This is a genomic window from Stutzerimonas chloritidismutans, assembly GCF_051486945.1.
In the GTDB taxonomy this organism is placed as follows: Bacteria; Pseudomonadota; Gammaproteobacteria; order Pseudomonadales; family Pseudomonadaceae; genus Stutzerimonas; species Stutzerimonas chloritidismutans_B.
In genome coordinates this window covers 857,405-873,935 of the sequence record NZ_JAHVDX010000002.1, presented here as the reverse complement: position 1 = coordinate 873,935, position 16,531 = coordinate 857,405, and the positions used below count along the sequence as shown (strand labels likewise).

At 64.1% G+C, this 16,531-nt stretch carries 19 protein-coding genes; 8 read left to right on the top strand and 11 right to left on the bottom strand.

Going from position 1 to position 16,531, the window contains the following annotated elements:
• Window positions 1–113: 113 nt before the first annotated feature.
• The 3 genes from KXR72_RS11190 to nirJ form a co-directional block, all read right to left on the bottom strand.
• Window positions 114–1,610: a cytochrome D1 domain-containing protein gene (locus tag KXR72_RS11190; protein ID WP_437421180.1), complete on the bottom strand. Its 1,497-nt coding sequence runs from the start codon at window positions 1,608–1,610 to the stop codon at window positions 114–116.
• Window positions 1,601–2,446: a uroporphyrinogen-III C-methyltransferase gene (gene cobA, locus KXR72_RS11185; RefSeq protein WP_437421179.1), complete on the bottom strand. Its 846-nt coding sequence runs from the start codon at window positions 2,444–2,446 to the stop codon at window positions 1,601–1,603. Before cobA ends, KXR72_RS11190 begins: the two co-directional genes overlap by 10 nt.
• A gap of 65 nt (window positions 2,447–2,511) precedes the next feature.
• Entirely contained in the window at window positions 2,512–3,693 is a 1,182-nt protein-coding gene (gene nirJ / locus KXR72_RS11180) for a heme d1 biosynthesis radical SAM protein NirJ (protein WP_437421178.1), read from the bottom strand.
• A 303-nt stretch (window positions 3,694–3,996) separates the two neighbouring features.
• Between nirJ and KXR72_RS11175 the strand changes: the two genes are divergently transcribed.
• Window positions 3,997–4,245, top strand: coding sequence for a hypothetical protein (locus KXR72_RS11175; protein ID WP_437421177.1), 249 nt, complete (start codon window positions 3,997–3,999; stop codon window positions 4,243–4,245).
• A gap of 5 nt (window positions 4,246–4,250) precedes the next feature.
• A complete protein-coding gene (locus KXR72_RS11170; protein WP_437421176.1) occupies window positions 4,251–4,484 on the top strand; it encodes a hypothetical protein in 234 nt (77 codons plus the stop codon).
• On the opposite strand, the gene ahbB (KXR72_RS11165) is transcribed toward KXR72_RS11170, so the two are convergent.
• From ahbB (KXR72_RS11165) to KXR72_RS11130, 8 genes are read right to left on the bottom strand one after another with little or no spacing between them, the layout of a single operon-like run.
• Window positions 4,462–5,013: a siroheme decarboxylase subunit beta gene (ahbB, locus tag KXR72_RS11165; RefSeq protein ID WP_437421175.1), complete on the bottom strand. Its 552-nt coding sequence runs from the start codon at window positions 5,011–5,013 to the stop codon at window positions 4,462–4,464. The two genes, KXR72_RS11170 and ahbB (KXR72_RS11165), sit on opposite strands and share 23 nt — an antisense overlap.
• Window positions 4,988–5,431 (bottom strand): Lrp/AsnC family transcriptional regulator, encoded by a 444-nt coding sequence (locus KXR72_RS11160; RefSeq protein WP_437421174.1) that lies wholly within the window; start codon window positions 5,429–5,431, stop codon window positions 4,988–4,990. Before KXR72_RS11160 ends, ahbB (KXR72_RS11165) begins: the two co-directional genes overlap by 26 nt.
• A complete protein-coding gene (gene ahbB / locus KXR72_RS11155; RefSeq protein ID WP_437421173.1) occupies window positions 5,424–5,939 on the bottom strand; it encodes a siroheme decarboxylase subunit beta in 516 nt (171 codons plus the stop codon). The genes KXR72_RS11160 and ahbB (KXR72_RS11155) overlap by 8 nt, the downstream gene beginning before the upstream one ends.
• A complete protein-coding gene (locus KXR72_RS11150) occupies window positions 5,936–6,394 on the bottom strand; it encodes an Lrp/AsnC family transcriptional regulator (RefSeq protein WP_437421172.1) in 459 nt (152 codons plus the stop codon). The genes ahbB (KXR72_RS11155) and KXR72_RS11150 overlap by 4 nt, the downstream gene beginning before the upstream one ends.
• 1 nt (window position 6,395) lies before the next feature.
• Window positions 6,396–7,571, bottom strand: a complete 1,176-nt coding sequence (locus tag KXR72_RS11145) for a cytochrome D1 domain-containing protein (RefSeq protein WP_437421171.1) — start codon at window positions 7,569–7,571, stop codon at window positions 6,396–6,398.
• The gene (locus KXR72_RS11140) at window positions 7,568–7,909 is read right to left on the bottom strand and encodes a c-type cytochrome (RefSeq protein ID WP_437421170.1); all 342 of its coding nucleotides are present in this window, start codon (window positions 7,907–7,909) and stop codon (window positions 7,568–7,570) included. Before KXR72_RS11140 ends, KXR72_RS11145 begins: the two co-directional genes overlap by 4 nt.
• A 16-nt stretch (window positions 7,910–7,925) precedes the next feature.
• Window positions 7,926–8,240, bottom strand: coding sequence for a c-type cytochrome (locus KXR72_RS11135; RefSeq protein WP_437421169.1), 315 nt, complete (start codon window positions 8,238–8,240; stop codon window positions 7,926–7,928).
• 54 nt (window positions 8,241–8,294) lie between these two features.
• Entirely contained in the window at window positions 8,295–10,004 is a 1,710-nt protein-coding gene (locus KXR72_RS11130; protein WP_437421168.1) for a cytochrome D1 domain-containing protein, read from the bottom strand.
• Window positions 10,005–10,333: 329 nt separating this feature from the next.
• Here KXR72_RS11130 and KXR72_RS11125 point away from each other — a divergent pair, with 329 nt between their 5' ends.
• From KXR72_RS11125 to KXR72_RS11100, 6 genes are all read left to right on the top strand, one after another.
• Complete coding sequence (locus tag KXR72_RS11125; RefSeq protein ID WP_437421167.1) at window positions 10,334–11,140, top strand: CbbQ/NirQ/NorQ/GpvN family protein; 807 nt, start codon at window positions 10,334–10,336, stop codon at window positions 11,138–11,140.
• Complete coding sequence (locus KXR72_RS11120) at window positions 11,124–11,705, top strand: cytochrome c oxidase subunit 3 (protein WP_437421166.1); 582 nt, start codon at window positions 11,124–11,126, stop codon at window positions 11,703–11,705. Before KXR72_RS11125 ends, KXR72_RS11120 begins: the two co-directional genes overlap by 17 nt.
• 10 nt (window positions 11,706–11,715) lie before the next feature.
• Window positions 11,716–11,967, top strand: a complete 252-nt coding sequence (locus KXR72_RS11115; protein WP_437421165.1) for a cytochrome C oxidase subunit IV family protein — start codon at window positions 11,716–11,718, stop codon at window positions 11,965–11,967.
• Window positions 11,968–12,557: 590 nt separating this feature from the next.
• Entirely contained in the window at window positions 12,558–12,998 is a 441-nt protein-coding gene (locus KXR72_RS11110) for a c-type cytochrome (protein ID WP_437421164.1), read from the top strand.
• A gap of 45 nt (window positions 12,999–13,043) precedes the next feature.
• Window positions 13,044–14,471, top strand: coding sequence for a cbb3-type cytochrome c oxidase subunit I (locus KXR72_RS11105; protein WP_437421163.1), 1,428 nt, complete (start codon window positions 13,044–13,046; stop codon window positions 14,469–14,471).
• Between the two features lie 81 nt (window positions 14,472–14,552).
• The gene (locus KXR72_RS11100; protein WP_437421162.1) at window positions 14,553–16,397 is read left to right on the top strand and encodes a nitric oxide reductase activation protein NorD; all 1,845 of its coding nucleotides are present in this window, start codon (window positions 14,553–14,555) and stop codon (window positions 16,395–16,397) included.
• Window positions 16,398–16,531: the final 134 nt, after the last annotated feature.

Here is a 16,531-nt window from a genome sequence, read left to right as displayed (position 1 = left end):
GGCGGCTGGAGGGTCGGCTGGCTTGGCGTGGTTTGCAGGCTCTGGGAGAGCCGGTCAGCTGAAGAGCGGCCCCGTTGCAGCTTCCCAGCCCGCCGGCCCTTCAGGTCTCTCCCTCAGTGCGACGTGCCTTCGGCGAACTCGATCTTGTTACCGACGTTGTACTTGCCGGACGGCTTGTTCATCGGGATGCGCTTGATCTCTTCCAGCGTGTTGGCGTCGTAGACGATCAGCGCGCCTTCCGTGTCCCAGACGCTGAGCAGTGCATAGCGGCCGTCGTTGGTGAATTCGACGTGAGCGGCATTCTTGCCGGGCATCGGGCGTAGGGTGTGGGCGATCTCCAGGGTTTGCTTGTCGATCAGGTGGACGGCGTCGTTGTTGGGTCCAAAGAACACGTCGGTCCAGGCGTAGGGTGAGTTTTGCTGGCTGCGCATGAAGAAGCCGGGCCCTTCGGTGGGGATTTCCTTGATCAGCTTCCAGGTATCGAGGTCCAGCACCGAGATCAGGCCTTTGCTGACGTTTGGCGTGGCGAAGACCCACTTGCCGCCGCGCTTCCAATAGATGCCAGAGCCCAGGTGCGGCATGCCCGGCAGCGGTATGTCGGTCACCGACTTGCCGGTGTCCAGGTCGATCACCTGGCCGCCGAGGGCCTTGCGCGAGGTGGCGAGCAGGTAGCGGTAGTCGGGCGTGAAGGAGAAGTCGTCAAGGAAGTCGGCGGCCTCGATGCGCCGCGGTTGGAAGTCTGGCTCGCCCGCGTAGGACAGCTCCCAAGCCTCCTTCACGTCCTTGAGCGCGACCACGAAACTGTTGCGCGGCGGTGCGGTGTAGACGGCGCTGACGCGCGATGGCGTGCCATCGGCCGCCACCGCCGGGATGTGCTTGACTAGCGACAGGTCACGCGCATCGAGCAGCACCAGGTTGCCAGGCAGGTAGTTGCCCACCAACACCCAGCGGCCGTCGTTGCTGACAGCCAGGTTGCGCGTGTTCAGCCCCGCGCGGACCTCGGCGATCATGGTCAGGTTGTGCAGGTCATAGACGCTGATCCAACCGTCACGCGAGGCGAAATAGACGAAGCGGCCGTCCGGCGAGAACTTCGGCCCACCATGCAGGGCGAAGTGCGAGGGGAAGTTGGCCAGTTCCTCGAAGCGATCGCCATCGAGCACGCGCACGTGGTGGTTGCCTGCCTCGACCACGACGAACAGGTTGAGCGGATCGGCGCCATGCTGCGGGGTATCGGGCAGCTTTGAGACGTCATTGAGGATGCGATGACTGGCGCGGATGTCGGCGTCGCTCCAGGTCGGCGGCGTCGCAGCGGGTTGATAGAGGTAGCTGACCAGCCCGTCGATTTGCGCGCCGGAGAGGCGGTCACCGAAGGCGGCCATCTGACTGGCAGGGCGGCCGTCGCGGATTACCTTGCGCGCTTCGTCCGGCTTGATGCGGCTGAGGCTTTCGGGCAGCAATGCCGGGCCGGCACCGCCGAGGCGCCCGGCGCCATGGCAGCTCTGGCAATACTGCTCGTAAAGCTGCCCGGCCTGCTCGAGGCCAACTGGTTGCTCGGCGGCTTCGACCGCGCCGGCCAGCGCCAGCAAGATGAAGGGGATGGCTACTCGCATAGGGCCTCCGCGACGGCTGGTTGCCCGGTGTGCGGGGTGAACAAGCGGGCCGGGTATTCCATGCGGCGGTCAGCGAACAGGCCGACGACCTGGCCGATCACCGTGAGCGTCGGTGGGACTAGCCGCTCCTGGTCGGCGACGGTGGGCAACTGCCGGAGCGAGCAGCGCACTACACGCTGCTCGGGTCGGGTGCCGCTGCTGATCAGCGCCGCCGGGGTGTCCACAGGCAGGCCTGCGGCGATCAGGTTGCGCGAAATCTCGCCAAGGCTGGCCAGGCCCATGTAGAAGACCAGCGTCTGCTTGCCTTCTACGAGGGCGCGCCAGGGCAGCTGCAGCGCACCGTCTTCCTGCAGGTGGCCAGTGATGAACTGGCAGGAGTGCGCCAGGTCACGGTGCGTCAGCGGAATGCCCGCATAGGCGCTGCAGCCGGCGGCGGCGGTGACACCCGGGACCACCTGACCGTTGATGCCGTGTGCCAGCAGGTATTCCAGCTCTTCGGCGCCGCGGCCGAAGATGAAGGGGTCGCCGCCCTTGAGCCGTACCACGCGCAGGTTTTGCCGGGCGAGGTCGACCAGCAATTGGTTGATCTGCGGCTGCGGGAGGCTGTGATAACCACTCGTTTTGCCGACGTAGTGGCGCGCGCAGCTGGCCGGCAGCAAGTCCATCAGGCTGGTGCTGACGAGGCGGTCGTAAACGACGGCGTCGGCCTGTTGCAGGAGGCTCCAGGCGCGCAGGGTGAGTAAGCCGGGGTCGCCGGGGCCGGCACCGACCAGGGCGACTTCGCCCGCGGCCAGGGTCGCGCCGAGCGAGGCGGGGAGGGTGAGTGGCTGGTCCATGCGAACTCCTGAATTCTCATCGGGCTGGCGGTAGGTCCGGGGCGGCTTCGGGGCCGCTCTCGATATCAAATGGCGACGCTGGGGATGCGTTGTGGTTGGGCGAGGCCGATCTCCTGATCGCTGAGGTAGCAGCCAGGGTCTTCGCCCCAGAGATTGCCTTCGGCCCAGGCGCGGGTGCGGGTGTTGCCGTTGCAGATCGACAGCCAGCGGCACTCGGCGCAGCGGCCCTGTACGGCCCGCGGGTGCTGGCGCAGTTCGGCCAGCAGCGGCTCGGGGCGCTCCAGCCACAGCTCGCGAAAAGGCTGCCGGCGCACGTTGCCAACGGTGTGCTGCCACCAGTAGGTGTCCGGGTGAACGTCGCCGATATTGTCGATATTGGCGATGCCGCTGCCCGATGCATTACCTCCCCAGGCGCGCAGCATGCGCTCCAGACGATCACGGTGCTGCGGCAGGTTCTGCTCGGCCCACTGCAGCAGCAGAATCGCGTCGGCATCGTTATTGCCGCTGACGAAATCGGTTTCGCGGTCGTGCTGTACATCGTCCCAAGCTTGTTCGAACAGCTGGTACATGGCGTCGCGCGTCATCTGGTGGTGCGCATCGGCGCCGCGACTGCGTTTGCCACGGCCGCTGTAGTTGAGATGCGAGAGGTAGAACTTCTGCACGTCATGTTCACGCATCAGTTCCAGTAGCGCAGGTAACTGCGGGTAGTTGTGCTGGGTGAGCGTGGTGCGCAGGCCGACGCGTATGCCGTGCTGGCGGCACAGGTCGATGGCATGCATGGACGCAGCGAAGCTGCCCTTGAGCTGCCGCCAATGATCGTGGACCGCTTCCAGGCCATCGATGCTGATGCCGACGTAGTCGTACTGAGCGGCGGCGATCTGCTCGATGTTCTGCTCGTCGATCAGCGTGCCGTTGGTGGACAGTGCAACGAAAAAACCGCGCTGGCGGGCATAGCTGGACAGCTCGAAGATGTCATCGCGCAGCAACGGTTCGCCGCCGGAAAGGATGAGCACGCGCACCCCGGCGTCATGCAGGTCGTCGATGACCTTGAGCGCCTCGCCCGTATCCAGCTCGTCGCGGAAGACGCTGTCGGCGGAGGTGGCATAGCAGTGCCGGCAGGTCAGGTTGCAGCGGCGCAGCAGATTCCAGATCACCACCGGAGGGCGGGCGGCGCCGGTGCTGCGGGCGCCGAGAACCGGCATCTCAGGCCGGGCAAGCGCGCGCAGGTAATGGCTGATTCTCAACATGAGCGTCTCCTCGGAGCGGGCCCCTGTCACGCCGTGTGGCGTGGTTCGATGGGCGCAGCATCTCCGAGCGGTGGCAGCCCATCCTTGACCGGAAACAATAAAAGCCTTGGTTTGGGTAAGGTCATCGCCGAGTGGTACAGGTCGCGTTGCCGATCTGATCCTTGTCACAAATGGCGGGGTTGAGCGCGGCGTGCGATAGACGCTGGTGATCTGGGCGGCTACTGTCGCGAACGCACCGTTTCCAGTGGCGAACCACGGGCGGGATGCCCGTTTACAGTGATCTGCATGCAAAGGGATTTGAGAATGGAAGGTTCAGAAGCGGTAAAGGTCGATATCGACTATTCGCAGGTGCCGTTATTTCGGCGGCGCTGGTTCATTTTCGTGCTAGTGGTGGTCTGCATGCCGGCGGCACTAATCGTCGCGCTGACGGGTGATGTCTATCTCAAGTGCAAAGGCGCGGTTTACCGGCTGCCGCCCAACCGGCTCAATCATCTGGTGCTGTTCGCCTACGTGATGATCGTGATCGGCTTGGTGCGGCTGTCGCTCGGTTAGCGAACATGATGTCGACGACCAAGTTCGTCCTGCTTTACCTGCTCAATAGCCTGTTCTGGAAGTGGATCATCAGCTGGGGTGGCGCGCAGTTTCTGGAAGGCTGGAAGAGTTTTTTCATCATCGACTGGTTCACCTGGGGCTGGACGGCCGAGCAGATTCGCTTGTACGCACTCGTCGTCTGGGTGTTCTCCACACTGTTTTTCCTGGTCGGGTTGTTCAGGCCCGAGTGGCGGTTCTAGCCGCCGCGCCCGCCCCAACACGCAACCCGGTTTTCTTCAGAATGCGGCTGCTGACGAGCATGTCGTCGCTGCGGCAGGCAACGCCAAGCAGGCGGCGGATCTCGGCGCGGTAGGCTTCGATCTCTTCGGCGCTGCGGCCGTGCACCATTGCGAACAGGTTGTAATGCCAGCCCGGCCGGCGTGGGCGACGATAGCAATGGCTGACGAAGGGCTGCCCGCCGATCAGCGGGCCGAGCCGGGCGATCTCGGTGTCATCCACTTCCCAGACCGTCATGCCGTTGTGCCGATAGCCCAGGCGATAGTGATTGGGCACTGCAGCGATACGCCGAATGGCGCCTTCGGCCTGCAATCGCTGCAAGAGGCCAAGCGTGGCCTCGACGCTGATCTCCAGCCGTTCGGCTACCCAGGCCCACGGATCATCGACCAACGGCAGACCCGCTTCGGTCAGCGCGACCAGCCGCGTCTCCAGCGTGGCGATGCCAGGATCAGACGGGTCGCAAGGCTCAGACGGCAAAGTGCAGGCCGACATGGTAGGTCTCCTCCTTGGGCAGGTTGAGCACCGGCAGGCCCGTCTCGGACTCGATGCGAGCAATGGTCTCGGTAATACCTTCGGGCGTTGCGCAACCGAGCACGAACCACATGTTCCAGGCGTGTTCGCGGCGGTAGTTATGCGCGACCTCCGGCATGGCCGCGAGCTGTTCGGCGACCTCGTCGAAGCGCGCCTCGGGCACCGAAAGCGCGGCAAGGGTAAAGGCGCCGCCGAGCCGCTCGATATCGAACATCGGGCCGAAGCGGGTCAGGGTGCCGTCGTCGAGCAGCGCCTGGACGCGCTCACGCAGCTGTTCCGGCGCGGCGCCGAGCTCATCGGCCAGCGCCTGCCAGGGGTAGCGAACCAGCGGCAGGCCGTGCTGCAGGCGATTGATCAGGCGGCGGTCGAACTCATCCATGGGCGGACTCCGGCGCGGGCGGCGGTGCGTAGCGGCCACCGCACTGCTTGAATGCACGGGTGCTGAACAGCAATTGATGCGGGACCTGGCTCAGCCCGTGCTCGGCCAGCAGCGCCTCGATCAGCACGATGACCTGCTGGCGCTCGCGCCCGTGGACCATGCAGAACAGGTTATAGGGCCAGTCGGGCAGGCGCCGTGGACGCTGGTAGCAAAGGTTGATGCCGCGGGCCTGGCCGAGTGCGCCACCGACCTCGTCGACGCGATCATCGGGGATATCCATCACCAGCATGGCGTTGGCACGAAAGCCCAGGGCGCGGTGCTTGAGTACCAGCCCGACACGGCGAAACAGCCCGCCCTCGCTCCAACGCCTGACTTGTTCAAGCACGGCCTCTTCGGTCGCACCGACGCGCTCGGCCAGCACCTGGTAGGGGCGCGCGGCCAGCGGCAGGCCGGCTTCGAGAAGGCGCCGCAGCTGCAGGGCCTGAAAATCGTCGAGGAGGGCGTTCATGATGCGTCTCCGATCGGAAAACCAAGATCGATGCGGTAGGCCGCCTGCATGGGCAGGTCGAGGGGGCTCAGCCCGGTCTGACGCTCGATCCGCGCAAGCAGTGCGTCGATATGTGGGCGATCCGGCCCGGTGAGCACGAACCAAAGGTTGTAGACGTGCTCGCGAAGGTAGTTGTGGTTGACCTCCGGCAGCTGGTTGATCTGCTCGGCGACGTCCTCAAGCCGATCCTCCGGCACGGCCAGGGCTACCAGGGTGCTGGCGCCGGCGCGGCTGTGCTCGAACACCGGACCGATGCGCGACAGGCCGCCGTCGTGCTCCAGGCTTTCGAGGCAGGCGAGCACGTCCGCTTCGCTGCAATCGAGCGCTTCGGCCATGGCACGATAGGGCTCGGCGCACAGCGGCATGCCGTGTTGGAAGCGGTCGATCAGGCGGCGGCTGAGGGTATCGATGTGCATGTCATAGCCCTGTCTCGTGTGCGCGGCTACTGAAAAAGATGCCGCTCGGGCTCTCGGCCGGCAGCCGCTTGATCTGCTTCAAGGTGTAGGGGTCCCAGACCTGCAGCTCGTTGCCGTCGCGAACCGACAGCCAGAGCTGGTCGCCGCGCGCCGTAAATTCCATGTGCAACACGGCCGGACCGGGTTCGAGCGTGGCGATGATTTCGTGGGTCTCGCTGTCGATGACCTGCACCTTGCCGTTATTCGGGTGCGCAAAGTTGACCCAGATTTGCCGTGCATCCGGTCGCGCCATGACGAACACCGGTTGGCCGGCGACATCGATGGCGTCGGTCTGCTTCCAGTTTTTTGAATCCATCACCAGCACACGGTGCTGGCCGATCGCTGGGACAAACGTCTGGTCGCCCGCGACCGTCCAGCCCTCCAGGTGCGGCATCTTGTAGACCGGTAGCTTCTCCTGGCCACGGCCGTAACCGTCGAGGATGCGCTCGACGCCGCGCGCTGTGTGCCAGAGGTCGATCTTGGCCATGCCGTCCTCGCCGAACAGGCCAGCGATGTAATAGCGGCCTTCGGGCGTGAGCAGGGCATCGTAGGGCTGCTTGCCGATGTTCTCGAAGCGCGTGACCTTTGGTGTGTTGCCTTCGCTGAAGTCCAGCAGCCACGTCTCGTCTGTGTCGAACAGGCTATAGATGAACCGTCGCCCCGGGGCGTCGATCACGCCGACGACACGTGAGTTGCGACTACCGTCAGCGAGCGGCGTGGCGGGCACGTCCGCTACGAGCTCCAGCGTTTGGGCGTCGAAAACTTTCACGCCGCCCGGCTCGTAGTTGCCGACGGCGATCAGCTTGCCGTCCTGGCTGATGGCGCCGCCGATGCTGTTGCCGCCCTGTACGACGCGCTTGTCGATGCGTTGCTCGAGCAGGTCGACTTTGGTCAACCCGCCGTCACGGCCGAAGACATAGGCGAAACGCTCGTCGCGGGAGAACACCACCGAGGCGTGGGACAGGTCGCCCAGCCCCTCGATGCGCGCCAGGCGCGTCTGGCCGCTGGTTTCGACGATCTGCAGGGTGCCACTCGCGCGTTCGACCACCACGCCCAGGTCGCCGGTGCCACGCAGGGGTTGTTGGGCGCAGGCGCCGAGCAGGCTTGCCGCGGCGAGCAGCAGGATCGGGCGAATCATGGCTGTGGATATCCTTGCAGAAGTTGATCGACCAGCCAGGCGATGTCCTGCTCGTTGAGCAGCGCATTCCAGCCGGGCATGGCGGTGCCTGGCCGCCCGTGGGTCACGGTGGCAATCAGGCTTTCTCGGGGTTTGCCGGCAAGCGCCTCGCGGGTCAGTGCGGGGCCGAGGCCGCCGGTCATGCGCAGGCCGTGGCAGGAACCGCAGTCCTGCAAGAGCAGGTTGCCTAGCTGAGCCTGGCGTTCGGCGGTAGGGCCGTTGGCCAGGGCAGCGGAATGAGGAAGGAGGGACACCAGGGTGAGCCCCAAACCGATAACTGCATGTCGGGACCGGATCATGATGTCCTCCTGGGGATTACTTCAGGCTCAAAACCCACTCAGCGAGGGCTTTGGCTTCTTCGTCGGTGACTGGGTTTGGCGGCATCGGGATCGGGCCCCAGTTGCCTTGGGTGCCGTTCTTGATGTGGCCGGCGAGCAGGTCGGCAGCGCCATCCTGGCCGGCGTACTTGGCGGCAACTTCCTTCAGTGCCGGACCAACCAGCTTCGCGTCGATGCTGTGGCAGGCGGCGCAAGGCTTGCTCTTGAACAGCGCTTCACCGTCCTGCGCCACGGCGGGCTGCAGAACCACGGCGCCGCCCAGGGCAAGCAGTGGGATTAGAAACTTCTTCATGAGTTACTTCCTCAAGGCTAATTGGGGGGATCTTGGCGTCCCCCCGGTTTGCACTCAGTACACGTCGTGCTGAGTGTTATGGACGTTAAATTTACCGGTCGGGGTAATCAATCTTTTGTCCTTGATCACCTTTTTCAGCTTTAACGTCTTGTCATCGACCACGACGATGGCCGATTGCTCCTCCTGGCCGCTCCATACCGAGAACCAGACTTCGTCACCCGCCTCGTTGTATTCCGGCTGCACGACGCGCTTGGCACCGTCCTTCAGGCCGGACCATTCGCCGATCGGCAGCACGGTGTAGCCGGCGCCCAGGTCGTTGATATTGAACACGGCGGCCGACTGGCTGATCTTGGCGTCCGGGTTGAAGGTGGTGTCCAGGTAGATGTGGTTGGATTTCGGGTGGGTCTTGATGAACAGCGAGCCACCGCCCTGGCCTTTGAGCGTCTCGACGACTTTCCAGGCCTGGTCGGGATGCTTGTCCGGGTCGGTGCCGATTAGCGAGATGGTTTCGTCGCCCAGGTGGCTGGTCGCCCAGACCGGACCGTAGGTCGGGTGAACGAAGTTGGCGCCGCGGCCGGGGTGCGGGATCTTGCCTACGTCGACCAGCGCAGCGAGTTTGCGGTCCTTGGAATCGATCACCGCCACCTTGTTCGAGTTGTTGGCCGCCGTCATGAAGTAACGGTGAGTCACGTCCCAGCCGCCGTCATGCAGGAAGGGCGCGGTGCCGATGATGGTGGTCGAAATGTTTTCGATGTCCTCGTAGTTGACCAGCATGACCTTGCCGGTTTCCTTGACGTTGACGATGAACTCCGGGTGCTCGTGCGAGGCGATTATCGCGGCTACGCGGGGCTCCGGGTGGTATTCCTGCGTGCCGACGGTCATGCCGCGGGTCGAGACGATCTGCAGCGGCTCGAGGGTCTCGCCGTCCATGATCGTGTACTGCGGCGGCCAGTAGTCGCCGGCGATCACGTACTTGTCCTCGTAGCCCTTGTACTTCGACGTCTCGACCGAACGGGCTTCGATACCGACCTTGATTTCGGCAACCTTGGTTGGCTCCTTGGCCCAGAGGTCGATCATGTCGATCTTGGCGTCGCGACCGATCACGAACAGGTAGCGGCCGGAGGCGGACATGCGCGAGATGTGTACCGCGTAGCCGGTGTCGATGGTTTTGACGATTTCCTTGGTGTTGCCATCGATCAGCGCGATCTTGCCGTCGTCACGCAGGGTGACCGAGAACAGATTCGGCAGATCCAGCTTGTTCATTTGCTTGGTCGGCCGGTCTTCAGGTTTGACCAGCACGTGCCAGGTGTCCTTCATCTGGGCCATGCCCCACTCGGGCGGGGTCGGCGGGGTGTGCTGGATGAATTTCGCCATGAGCGTGATTTCATCTTTGGTCAGCGCGTTGGACGTTCCCCAGTTCGGCATGCCCGCCGGCGAGCCGTAGGTAATCAGGGCTTCGAGGAACTGCTGGCCGCGTTCCTGCGTGATGTCGGGCGTCAGCGGCTTGCCGGTCGCGCCCTTGCGCAGCACGCCGTGGCAGCCAGCGCAGCGCTGGAAGTAGATTTCCTTGGCCTTTTCGAATTCGGCTGCGTTCAGGTCCGGTGCACCGGGCGTATGGACGACCTGGGCACTGGCCGGATCGATGGTGGTCGCTTCGCCCTTGAGCGCCGCGTTGGCGTTTTCCGCGTTCACCGCAGCCTGGGCGACGGCCAGACCAAGAAGTGAAAGGCCGGCGAGTACGCCTGCCAGTAATGGTTTGCTCATACCTTTTCTCCTCTGACCGCGTCGTGCGGTTCCTGCTAATGGCAACGGTGTGGCAGTTCCTGGATTTCGCTGTGTGCGGGTGCATCCTATGGCGAGGCCGTTGGCGGAGCGCTTGATGACAATCAAGAGTCGATTCGTGATCCCCCGGGCGTGACGCCGTGTCGCGGGGCGCACGGTTGCAGATCCGTACTGGGAAGCCCGGCCAGCGGCTATTTCGCCTCGGGCTTGACCGTAATCAAGCTTCGCCGGCGGATGGCTTGAGGCAGGGGCGGGGCAGGGCTAGCGTGGCGGCATCCGATTTTTCCAACCGCTGCAGTGAGGTATTGCCCATGAACGCGCCCGAGACGCTCTTCGGCCCGGCAGGTGCTCCGTTCTATCAGTCACTAGGTAACGAAGAGGCGCTCTTCGAGCAGGCCTGGCGCCATGGCATGCCGGTGCTGATCAAGGGGCCGACCGGCTGCGGCAAGACCCGCTTCGTGCAATACATGGCGCACCGGCTGAACCTGCCGCTGTACACCGTCGCCTGCCATGACGACCTCAGCGCCACCGACCTGGTCGGCCGCCATCTGATCGGTGCCGAGGGCACCTGGTGGCAAGACGGCCCGCTGACCCGCGCGGTGCGCGAGGGCGGCATCTGCTACCTGGACGAAGTGGTCGAGGCTCGCCAGGACACCGCTGTGGTACTGCACCCACTGGCCGACGACCGCCGCGAGCTGTTCATCGAGCGCACTGGCGAGACGCTCAAGGCGCCGCCGGGCTTCATGCTGGTGGTCAGTTACAACCCCGGTTACCAGAACCTGCTCAAGGGCATGAAGCCAAGCACGCGCCAGCGTTTCGTGGCGATGCGCTTCGACTACCCGCCGGCTGAAGAGGAAGTGCGCATCGTCGCCAACGAGGCCCAGGTGGACGTGCAGTTGGCCGCGCAGGTGGTCAAGCTCGGCCAGGCCCTGCGCCGGCTCGAACAACATGATCTGGAAGAGGTCGCCTCGACCCGCCTGCTGATCTTTACCGCGCGCATGATCGGAGCCGGGATGAACCCGCGCGAGGCCTGCCTGGCGTGCCTGGCAGAGCCTCTGTCGGATGATGCGCAGACCGTCGCGGCGCTGATGGATGTGGTCGATGTCCACTTCGCTTGAGGTCTCGCATGGCCGTCGCCTGCCCGGCGACCTGGCGATGTGGTTCTTCATCCTCGCCGAGCTGACCGTCTTCGCGATCCTGATCCTTGCTTTTGCCGTGGCGCAGTGGCTCGATCCCGCACTGTTCCGCGAAAGCCGGGCCGCATTGGATACGTCCATGGGCCTGGCGCTGACGCTGAGCCTGCTGACGTCCGGGCTGCTCGCCGCGCTGGCGGTCGAGCAGGTGCGCGGGGGGCGCGGACGACGAGCCGGCCTGCTGCTGGGCGCCGCACTGGCTTCGTCCTGCATCTACGTCGTGCTCAAGCTCGGTGAGTATGCGCACCTGGCTTCACTCGGCCTGGGGCTCGAGCACGACACCTTCTTCACCCTGTACTGGATCCTGACGGGCTTCCACTTCCTGCACGTGCTGCTCGGAATGGTCATCCTCGGCTGGATGGCGCTGCGCAGTTATCGCGGCCAGTACCGGCTGGACGACTGCGCCGGGCTCGAATCCGGAGTGCTCTACTGGCACATGGTGGACATGGTCTGGGTGGTGCTGTTTCCGCTTGTATACGTAATCGACTGACGAGGTCGCGATGTCCGCTTCGAAGGTGCTGGTCGGCTGCTGGCTGGCGCTGGCGCTACTCTCGACCGCAACGGTGGTGCTCGGCAATGCCGGCTCGACCCTGCTGCTCGCCGGTGCGGTGCTTGCCGTCGCGCTGGTCAAGGCCTGGGTCATCACCGAAGGCTTCATGGAACTGCGCCACGCCCCCGTGATGTGGCGCCTGCTGCTGCTCGGCTGGCCACTGGCGATGGCGGGCGGGGTTTTGCTGGTGATGAGCCTGTAACGCATACGCCAAAGCGTCGGCACGGTCGCAGGCAGAGCCTGCTCCTACAGGGGGCGACGTCGGCGAACGGTGAACCCACGCCGAGCCGTGTAGGAGCCAGCTTGCTGGCGATCAGTGCTTCGGTATGGCTTTCGCCTTCATCAATCTGCGCGGCGAGTGACCAAATCTTCGGATCGCGAGCAAGCTCGCTCCTACGAAAAGCGTCCGGCTGGGCAGGCGATCCGTACTTGCATGATCTGAAACAGGCCTCCCGGACCTGTAGGAGCGGGCTCTGCCCGCGACCTGGTGTGTACAACACGCACACGGTCGCAGGCAGAGCCTGCTCCTACAGGGGCGACGTCGGCGAACGGTGACCTCACGCCGAGCCATGTAAGACCCAGCTTGCTGGCGATCAGTGCTTCGGTATGGAATTCGCTCTCATCAATCAGCGCAGTGAGTGACCGAATCTTCGGGTCGCGAGCCAGCTCACTGGCGATCCGTATCCGTCGCTAAAACCCGACCTTCACGTTCAGGTTTTTCTTGATTGTCATCAAGCAGGTTTCGATAGCTCCCTTCTTAAACTGGCCTCGCCAAGCCATGAGGAGGCGACCATGTCCGAGACCTTCACCAAAGGAATGGCCAGGAACATCTACTTCGGAGGAAGCGTCTTTTTCCTCCTCGTATTCCTGGGCCTGACCTATCACACAGAGCAGACCTTTCCAGATCGATCCAACGAGTCGGAGATTTCCGAAGCGGTGGTTCGCGGTAAAGCGATCTGGGAAAACAACAACTGCATCGGCTGCCACAGCCTGCTCGGTGAAGGTGCCTACTTCGCGCCGGAGCTGGGGAACGTGTTCGAACGACGTGGTGGCGATGCGGCCTTCAAGCCGTTCCTGCAAGCCTGGATGAAAGCCCAGCCGCTGGGTGCACCGGGTCGCCGCGCGATGCCGCAGTTCCACCTCAGTGACCAGGAAGTCGACGATATGGCCGAGTTCCTCAAGTGGACCTCCAAGGTCAACACCAACGGCTGGCCGCCAAACAAGGAAGGCTGATCGTGGGCAATTCTGAATTCGATTCCACCCTAGGAGGGCCACGAGATGGGCATTCTTAATCCGCATCTCAAATTCCAATCGCAGGCCGTCGCCAAACCCTACTTCGTGTTTGCGCTGATCCTGTTTGTCGGGCAAATCCTGTTCGGTCTGATCATGGGTTTGCAGTATGTAGTCGGTGACTTTCTGTTCCCGCTGCTGCCATTCAACGTGGCGCGCATGGTGCACACCAACCTGCTGATCGTCTGGTTGCTGTTCGGCTTCATGGGCGCGGCCTACTACCTCATCCCCGAGGAAGCGGACCGCGAACTTCACAGCCCGAAGCTGGCCGTCATCCTGTTCTGGGTGTTCGCCGCCGCCGGCGTGCTGACCATCCTCGGCTACCTGTTCCTGCCTTATGCGGGGCTGGCCGCGCTCACCGGCAACGACCTGCTGCCGACCATGGGCCGCGAGTTCCTCGAGCAGCCGACAATCACTAAGGCCGGCATCGTCGTGGTGGCCTTGGGCTTCCTCTACAACGTCGGCATGACCATGCTCAAAGGCCGCAAGACCACGATCAGCATGGTCATGATGACGGGCCTGATCGGCCTGGCGGTGTTCTTCCTGTTCTCCTTCTACAACCCGGAAAACCTGGTGCGCGACAAGTACTACTGGTGGTTCGTGGTGCACCTGTGGGTTGAAGGCGTGTGGGAACTGATCATGGGTTCGATGCTGGCCTTCGTCCTGATCAAGATCACCGGCGTGGACCGTGAAGTGATAGAGAAGTGGCTCTACGTGATCATCGCCATGGCCCTGATCACCGGCATCATCGGCACTGGCCACCACTTCTTCTGGATCGGTGCGCCTGAAGTCTGGTTGTGGCTGGGTTCGATCTTCTCCGCCCTGGAACCGCTGCCCTTCTTCGCCATGGTGCTGTTCTCCCTGAACATGGTGAGCCGCCGTCGTCGCCAGCACCCCAACAAGGCTGCGTCCTACTGGGCCATCGGCACGACCGTGACTGCATTCTTCGGCGCTGGCGTGTGGGGCTTCCTGCACACCCTGGCTCCGGTGAACTACTACACCCACGGCTCGCAAATCACCGCCGCCCACGGCCACCTGGCCTTCTACGGTGCCTACGCGATGATCGTCATGACCATGATCAGCTACGCCATGCCACGGTTGCGCGGCCTGGGTGAAGCACCCGATGCCCGTGCTCAGCGCGTCGAGATCTGGGGCTTCTGGCTGATGACCATGTCGATGGTGGCGATCACCCTGTTCCTCACCGCCGCCGGCGTGGTGCAGGTCTGGCTGCAGCGGATCCCGGCCGATGGCGCTGCGATGTCCTTCATGAACACCGCTGACCAATTGGCCATCTTCTTCTGGCTGCGGCTGATCGCCGGGGTGGTCTTCCTGATTGGGCTGGTCTGCTACCTGTACAGCTTCAAGCAGCGTGGCCGGGTGCCGGCCGACATCACCGCCGCCGTTGCTGCGGCCTGAGGCGAGACGCTGATGTAACCGACGGCCCGGCTGACCCAGCGGGCCGTTTCTGTTTTCGAATTGCGCTACGGAGTGATTGCCATGGCCTTTACCATCGAAGTCGAAGAGTGGGTCGGCAGCGTCTGGCACCGCTTCATCACCCGTCGCGCCAGCCCGGATTTCCCCGAGGCAGCCGTCACTCTCGACAGCATGCAACGCCCGCTCTCGGTGCTGTTTCGCGCCATGGGCGGCGCCAGCGGGGTGGATGTCGGCGCCGCCAACGCGCGTGACCTGATGCTGCGTCGCAACCTGCTGCAACAGGTCGCCGGAACCTGCAAGCAATTGCCGGTCGCCTGGTGTGATGCCAGCAACTTGCGCCTGCCGCAAAGCCTGGCCGTCTATCCTGAGCGATCCCTCAACGAAGACCTCTACCGCTGGCTCGCGCTGCTCGCCGCCCAAGCCGGTGAAATGCGCCACTGGGCGCGTGACAACCAACGCTGGACTCAGGCCATCCTCGAGCGCTTCCCTGCCATGCGGCCGCGCTATCGCCGGCTGGTCGAGGCGCACCTGCAACTGCGGCCCGACCCGGCCAGCCTGCCCAAGGCCGAAGGCGCGCTGGAGCAGGCGCTGTGCCAGGCCCTGCGCGAGCCGGGCAGTGTCGTGCAATTCCCGCGTAGCGAGGTCGCACCTTGGCCGCTGCCGATGTGGCTGTACCCGGCCGAGAATCTCGGTGCGCCCCAGGCCACCGACCTTGGCGAGGAGGATCAGGACAACCACCTCAGGGCACCGTCTGCCGAACAGAAGAGCATGCGCAAGCGGGCCAAGCGCGTCGAGGAGACGACCAGTAAGAGCGGGCTGATGATCTTCCGTTTGGAAAACCTGTTCAGCTGGTCCGAACACATCGAACTGGACCGCCAGGGCGACGACAGCGAGGACGAGGATGCGGCGCGCGTCGCCGATGACCTAGACGAGATTGCGCTGTCGCGCCAGCGCATGCGCAAGGGCGGCGGCCTGAAATTGCATCTGGATCTGCCGCCGAGCGATGTCGACGACATCCCGCTGGGCGAGGGCATCAAGCTGCCCGAGTGGGATTACCGCAAGCAGCGGCTGCAAGACGATTTCGTCAACCTGCAGATGATGTTGCCGCGCGGCTCGGAGCCCAAGGGCCTGCCGCTGCATCTCAGCCCGCTCGCCCGCAAGCTGCGCCGCCAGTTCGAGCATTTGCGCAGCGACCGCCAATGGCTGCGTGCGCAACCCCAGGGCTCGGAGCTGGACATGCAGGCCTGGCTGGATTTTCACGTCGAGCGGCAGCACGGCCAGTGCGCCGAGCGCGGGCTGTTCATGGAACAGCGGCAAAACCGTCGCGATCTGGCCTGCCTGCTGCTGGCCGACCTGTCCATGTCAACCGACGCGCACCTGGACGATGAGCACAAGGTGATCGACGTCATTACCGACAGCCTGCTGCTGTTCGGCGAGGCGCTGTCGGCGGTGGGGGACGACTTCGCGCTGTATGGTTTTTCCTCGCTGCGCCGGCAACAAGTGCGCATGCAGGAGCTCAAGCGTTTCGGCCAACGCTACGGCGATGACACCCGCGGTCGCATCCAGGCCATGCGCCCGGGTTATTACACCCGCATGGGCGCGGCCATTCGCCAGGCCACCGAGCTGCTGGGTAAATGCAAGCAGCGGCGTAAGCTGCTGTTGCTGGTGACCGACGGCAAGCCTAACGACCTTGACCTCTACGAAGGCCGCTACGGCGTCGAGGACACCCGCCAGGCGGTGCTCGAAGCACGGCGCCAGGGGCTCGTGCCGTTCTGCATCACCATCGACCGCGAGGCCGGCGACTACCTGCCGCACATGTTCGGCGCCAACGGCTTCACCCTGATCAAAGACCCGCAACAGCTGCCGTTCCGCTTGCCGCAGCTGTACCGGCAGTTGACGAAGGAATAGGTGCGTGGAGCTCAGAGCCTAACGCTGCTCGTGTTCTAGCGGCATGTCCGTTCACCTGTAGGAGCCAGCTTGCTGGCGATCCGGGAGGCTTCGGAGTTAGTCGGATCGCCAGCAAGCTGGCTCCTACGAAAGGC

Excerpts from the sequence above, each read along its gene's own strand:
- KXR72_RS11190 (WP_437421180.1), bottom strand. The coding sequence starts at position 1,610 with ATGCGAGTAGCCATCCCCTTCATCTTGCTGGCGCTGGCCGGCGCGGTC.
- cobA (WP_437421179.1), bottom strand. The coding sequence starts at position 2,446 with ATGGACCAGCCACTCACCCTCCCCGCCTCGCTCGGCGCGACCCTGGCC.
- nirJ (WP_437421178.1), bottom strand. The coding sequence starts at position 3,693 with ATGTTGAGAATCAGCCATTACCTGCGCGCGCTTGCCCGGCCTGAGATG.
- KXR72_RS11175 (WP_437421177.1), top strand. The coding sequence starts at position 3,997 with ATGGAAGGTTCAGAAGCGGTAAAGGTCGATATCGACTATTCGCAGGTG.
- KXR72_RS11170 (WP_437421176.1), top strand. The coding sequence starts at position 4,251 with ATGATGTCGACGACCAAGTTCGTCCTGCTTTACCTGCTCAATAGCCTG.
- ahbB (WP_437421175.1), bottom strand. The coding sequence starts at position 5,013 with ATGTCGGCCTGCACTTTGCCGTCTGAGCCTTGCGACCCGTCTGATCCT.
- KXR72_RS11160 (WP_437421174.1), bottom strand. The coding sequence starts at position 5,431 with ATGGATGAGTTCGACCGCCGCCTGATCAATCGCCTGCAGCACGGCCTG.
- ahbB (WP_437421173.1), bottom strand. The coding sequence starts at position 5,939 with ATGAACGCCCTCCTCGACGATTTTCAGGCCCTGCAGCTGCGGCGCCTT.
- KXR72_RS11150 (WP_437421172.1), bottom strand. The coding sequence starts at position 6,394 with ATGCACATCGATACCCTCAGCCGCCGCCTGATCGACCGCTTCCAACAC.
- KXR72_RS11145 (WP_437421171.1), bottom strand. The coding sequence starts at position 7,571 with ATGATTCGCCCGATCCTGCTGCTCGCCGCGGCAAGCCTGCTCGGCGCC.
- KXR72_RS11140 (WP_437421170.1), bottom strand. The coding sequence starts at position 7,909 with ATGATCCGGTCCCGACATGCAGTTATCGGTTTGGGGCTCACCCTGGTG.
- KXR72_RS11135 (WP_437421169.1), bottom strand. The coding sequence starts at position 8,240 with ATGAAGAAGTTTCTAATCCCACTGCTTGCCCTGGGCGGCGCCGTGGTT.
- KXR72_RS11130 (WP_437421168.1), bottom strand. The coding sequence starts at position 10,004 with ATGAGCAAACCATTACTGGCAGGCGTACTCGCCGGCCTTTCACTTCTT.
- KXR72_RS11125 (WP_437421167.1), top strand. The coding sequence starts at position 10,334 with ATGAACGCGCCCGAGACGCTCTTCGGCCCGGCAGGTGCTCCGTTCTAT.
- KXR72_RS11120 (WP_437421166.1), top strand. The coding sequence starts at position 11,124 with ATGTCCACTTCGCTTGAGGTCTCGCATGGCCGTCGCCTGCCCGGCGAC.
- KXR72_RS11115 (WP_437421165.1), top strand. The coding sequence starts at position 11,716 with ATGTCCGCTTCGAAGGTGCTGGTCGGCTGCTGGCTGGCGCTGGCGCTA.
- KXR72_RS11110 (WP_437421164.1), top strand. The coding sequence starts at position 12,558 with ATGTCCGAGACCTTCACCAAAGGAATGGCCAGGAACATCTACTTCGGA.
- KXR72_RS11105 (WP_437421163.1), top strand. The coding sequence starts at position 13,044 with ATGGGCATTCTTAATCCGCATCTCAAATTCCAATCGCAGGCCGTCGCC.
- KXR72_RS11100 (WP_437421162.1), top strand. The coding sequence starts at position 14,553 with ATGGCCTTTACCATCGAAGTCGAAGAGTGGGTCGGCAGCGTCTGGCAC.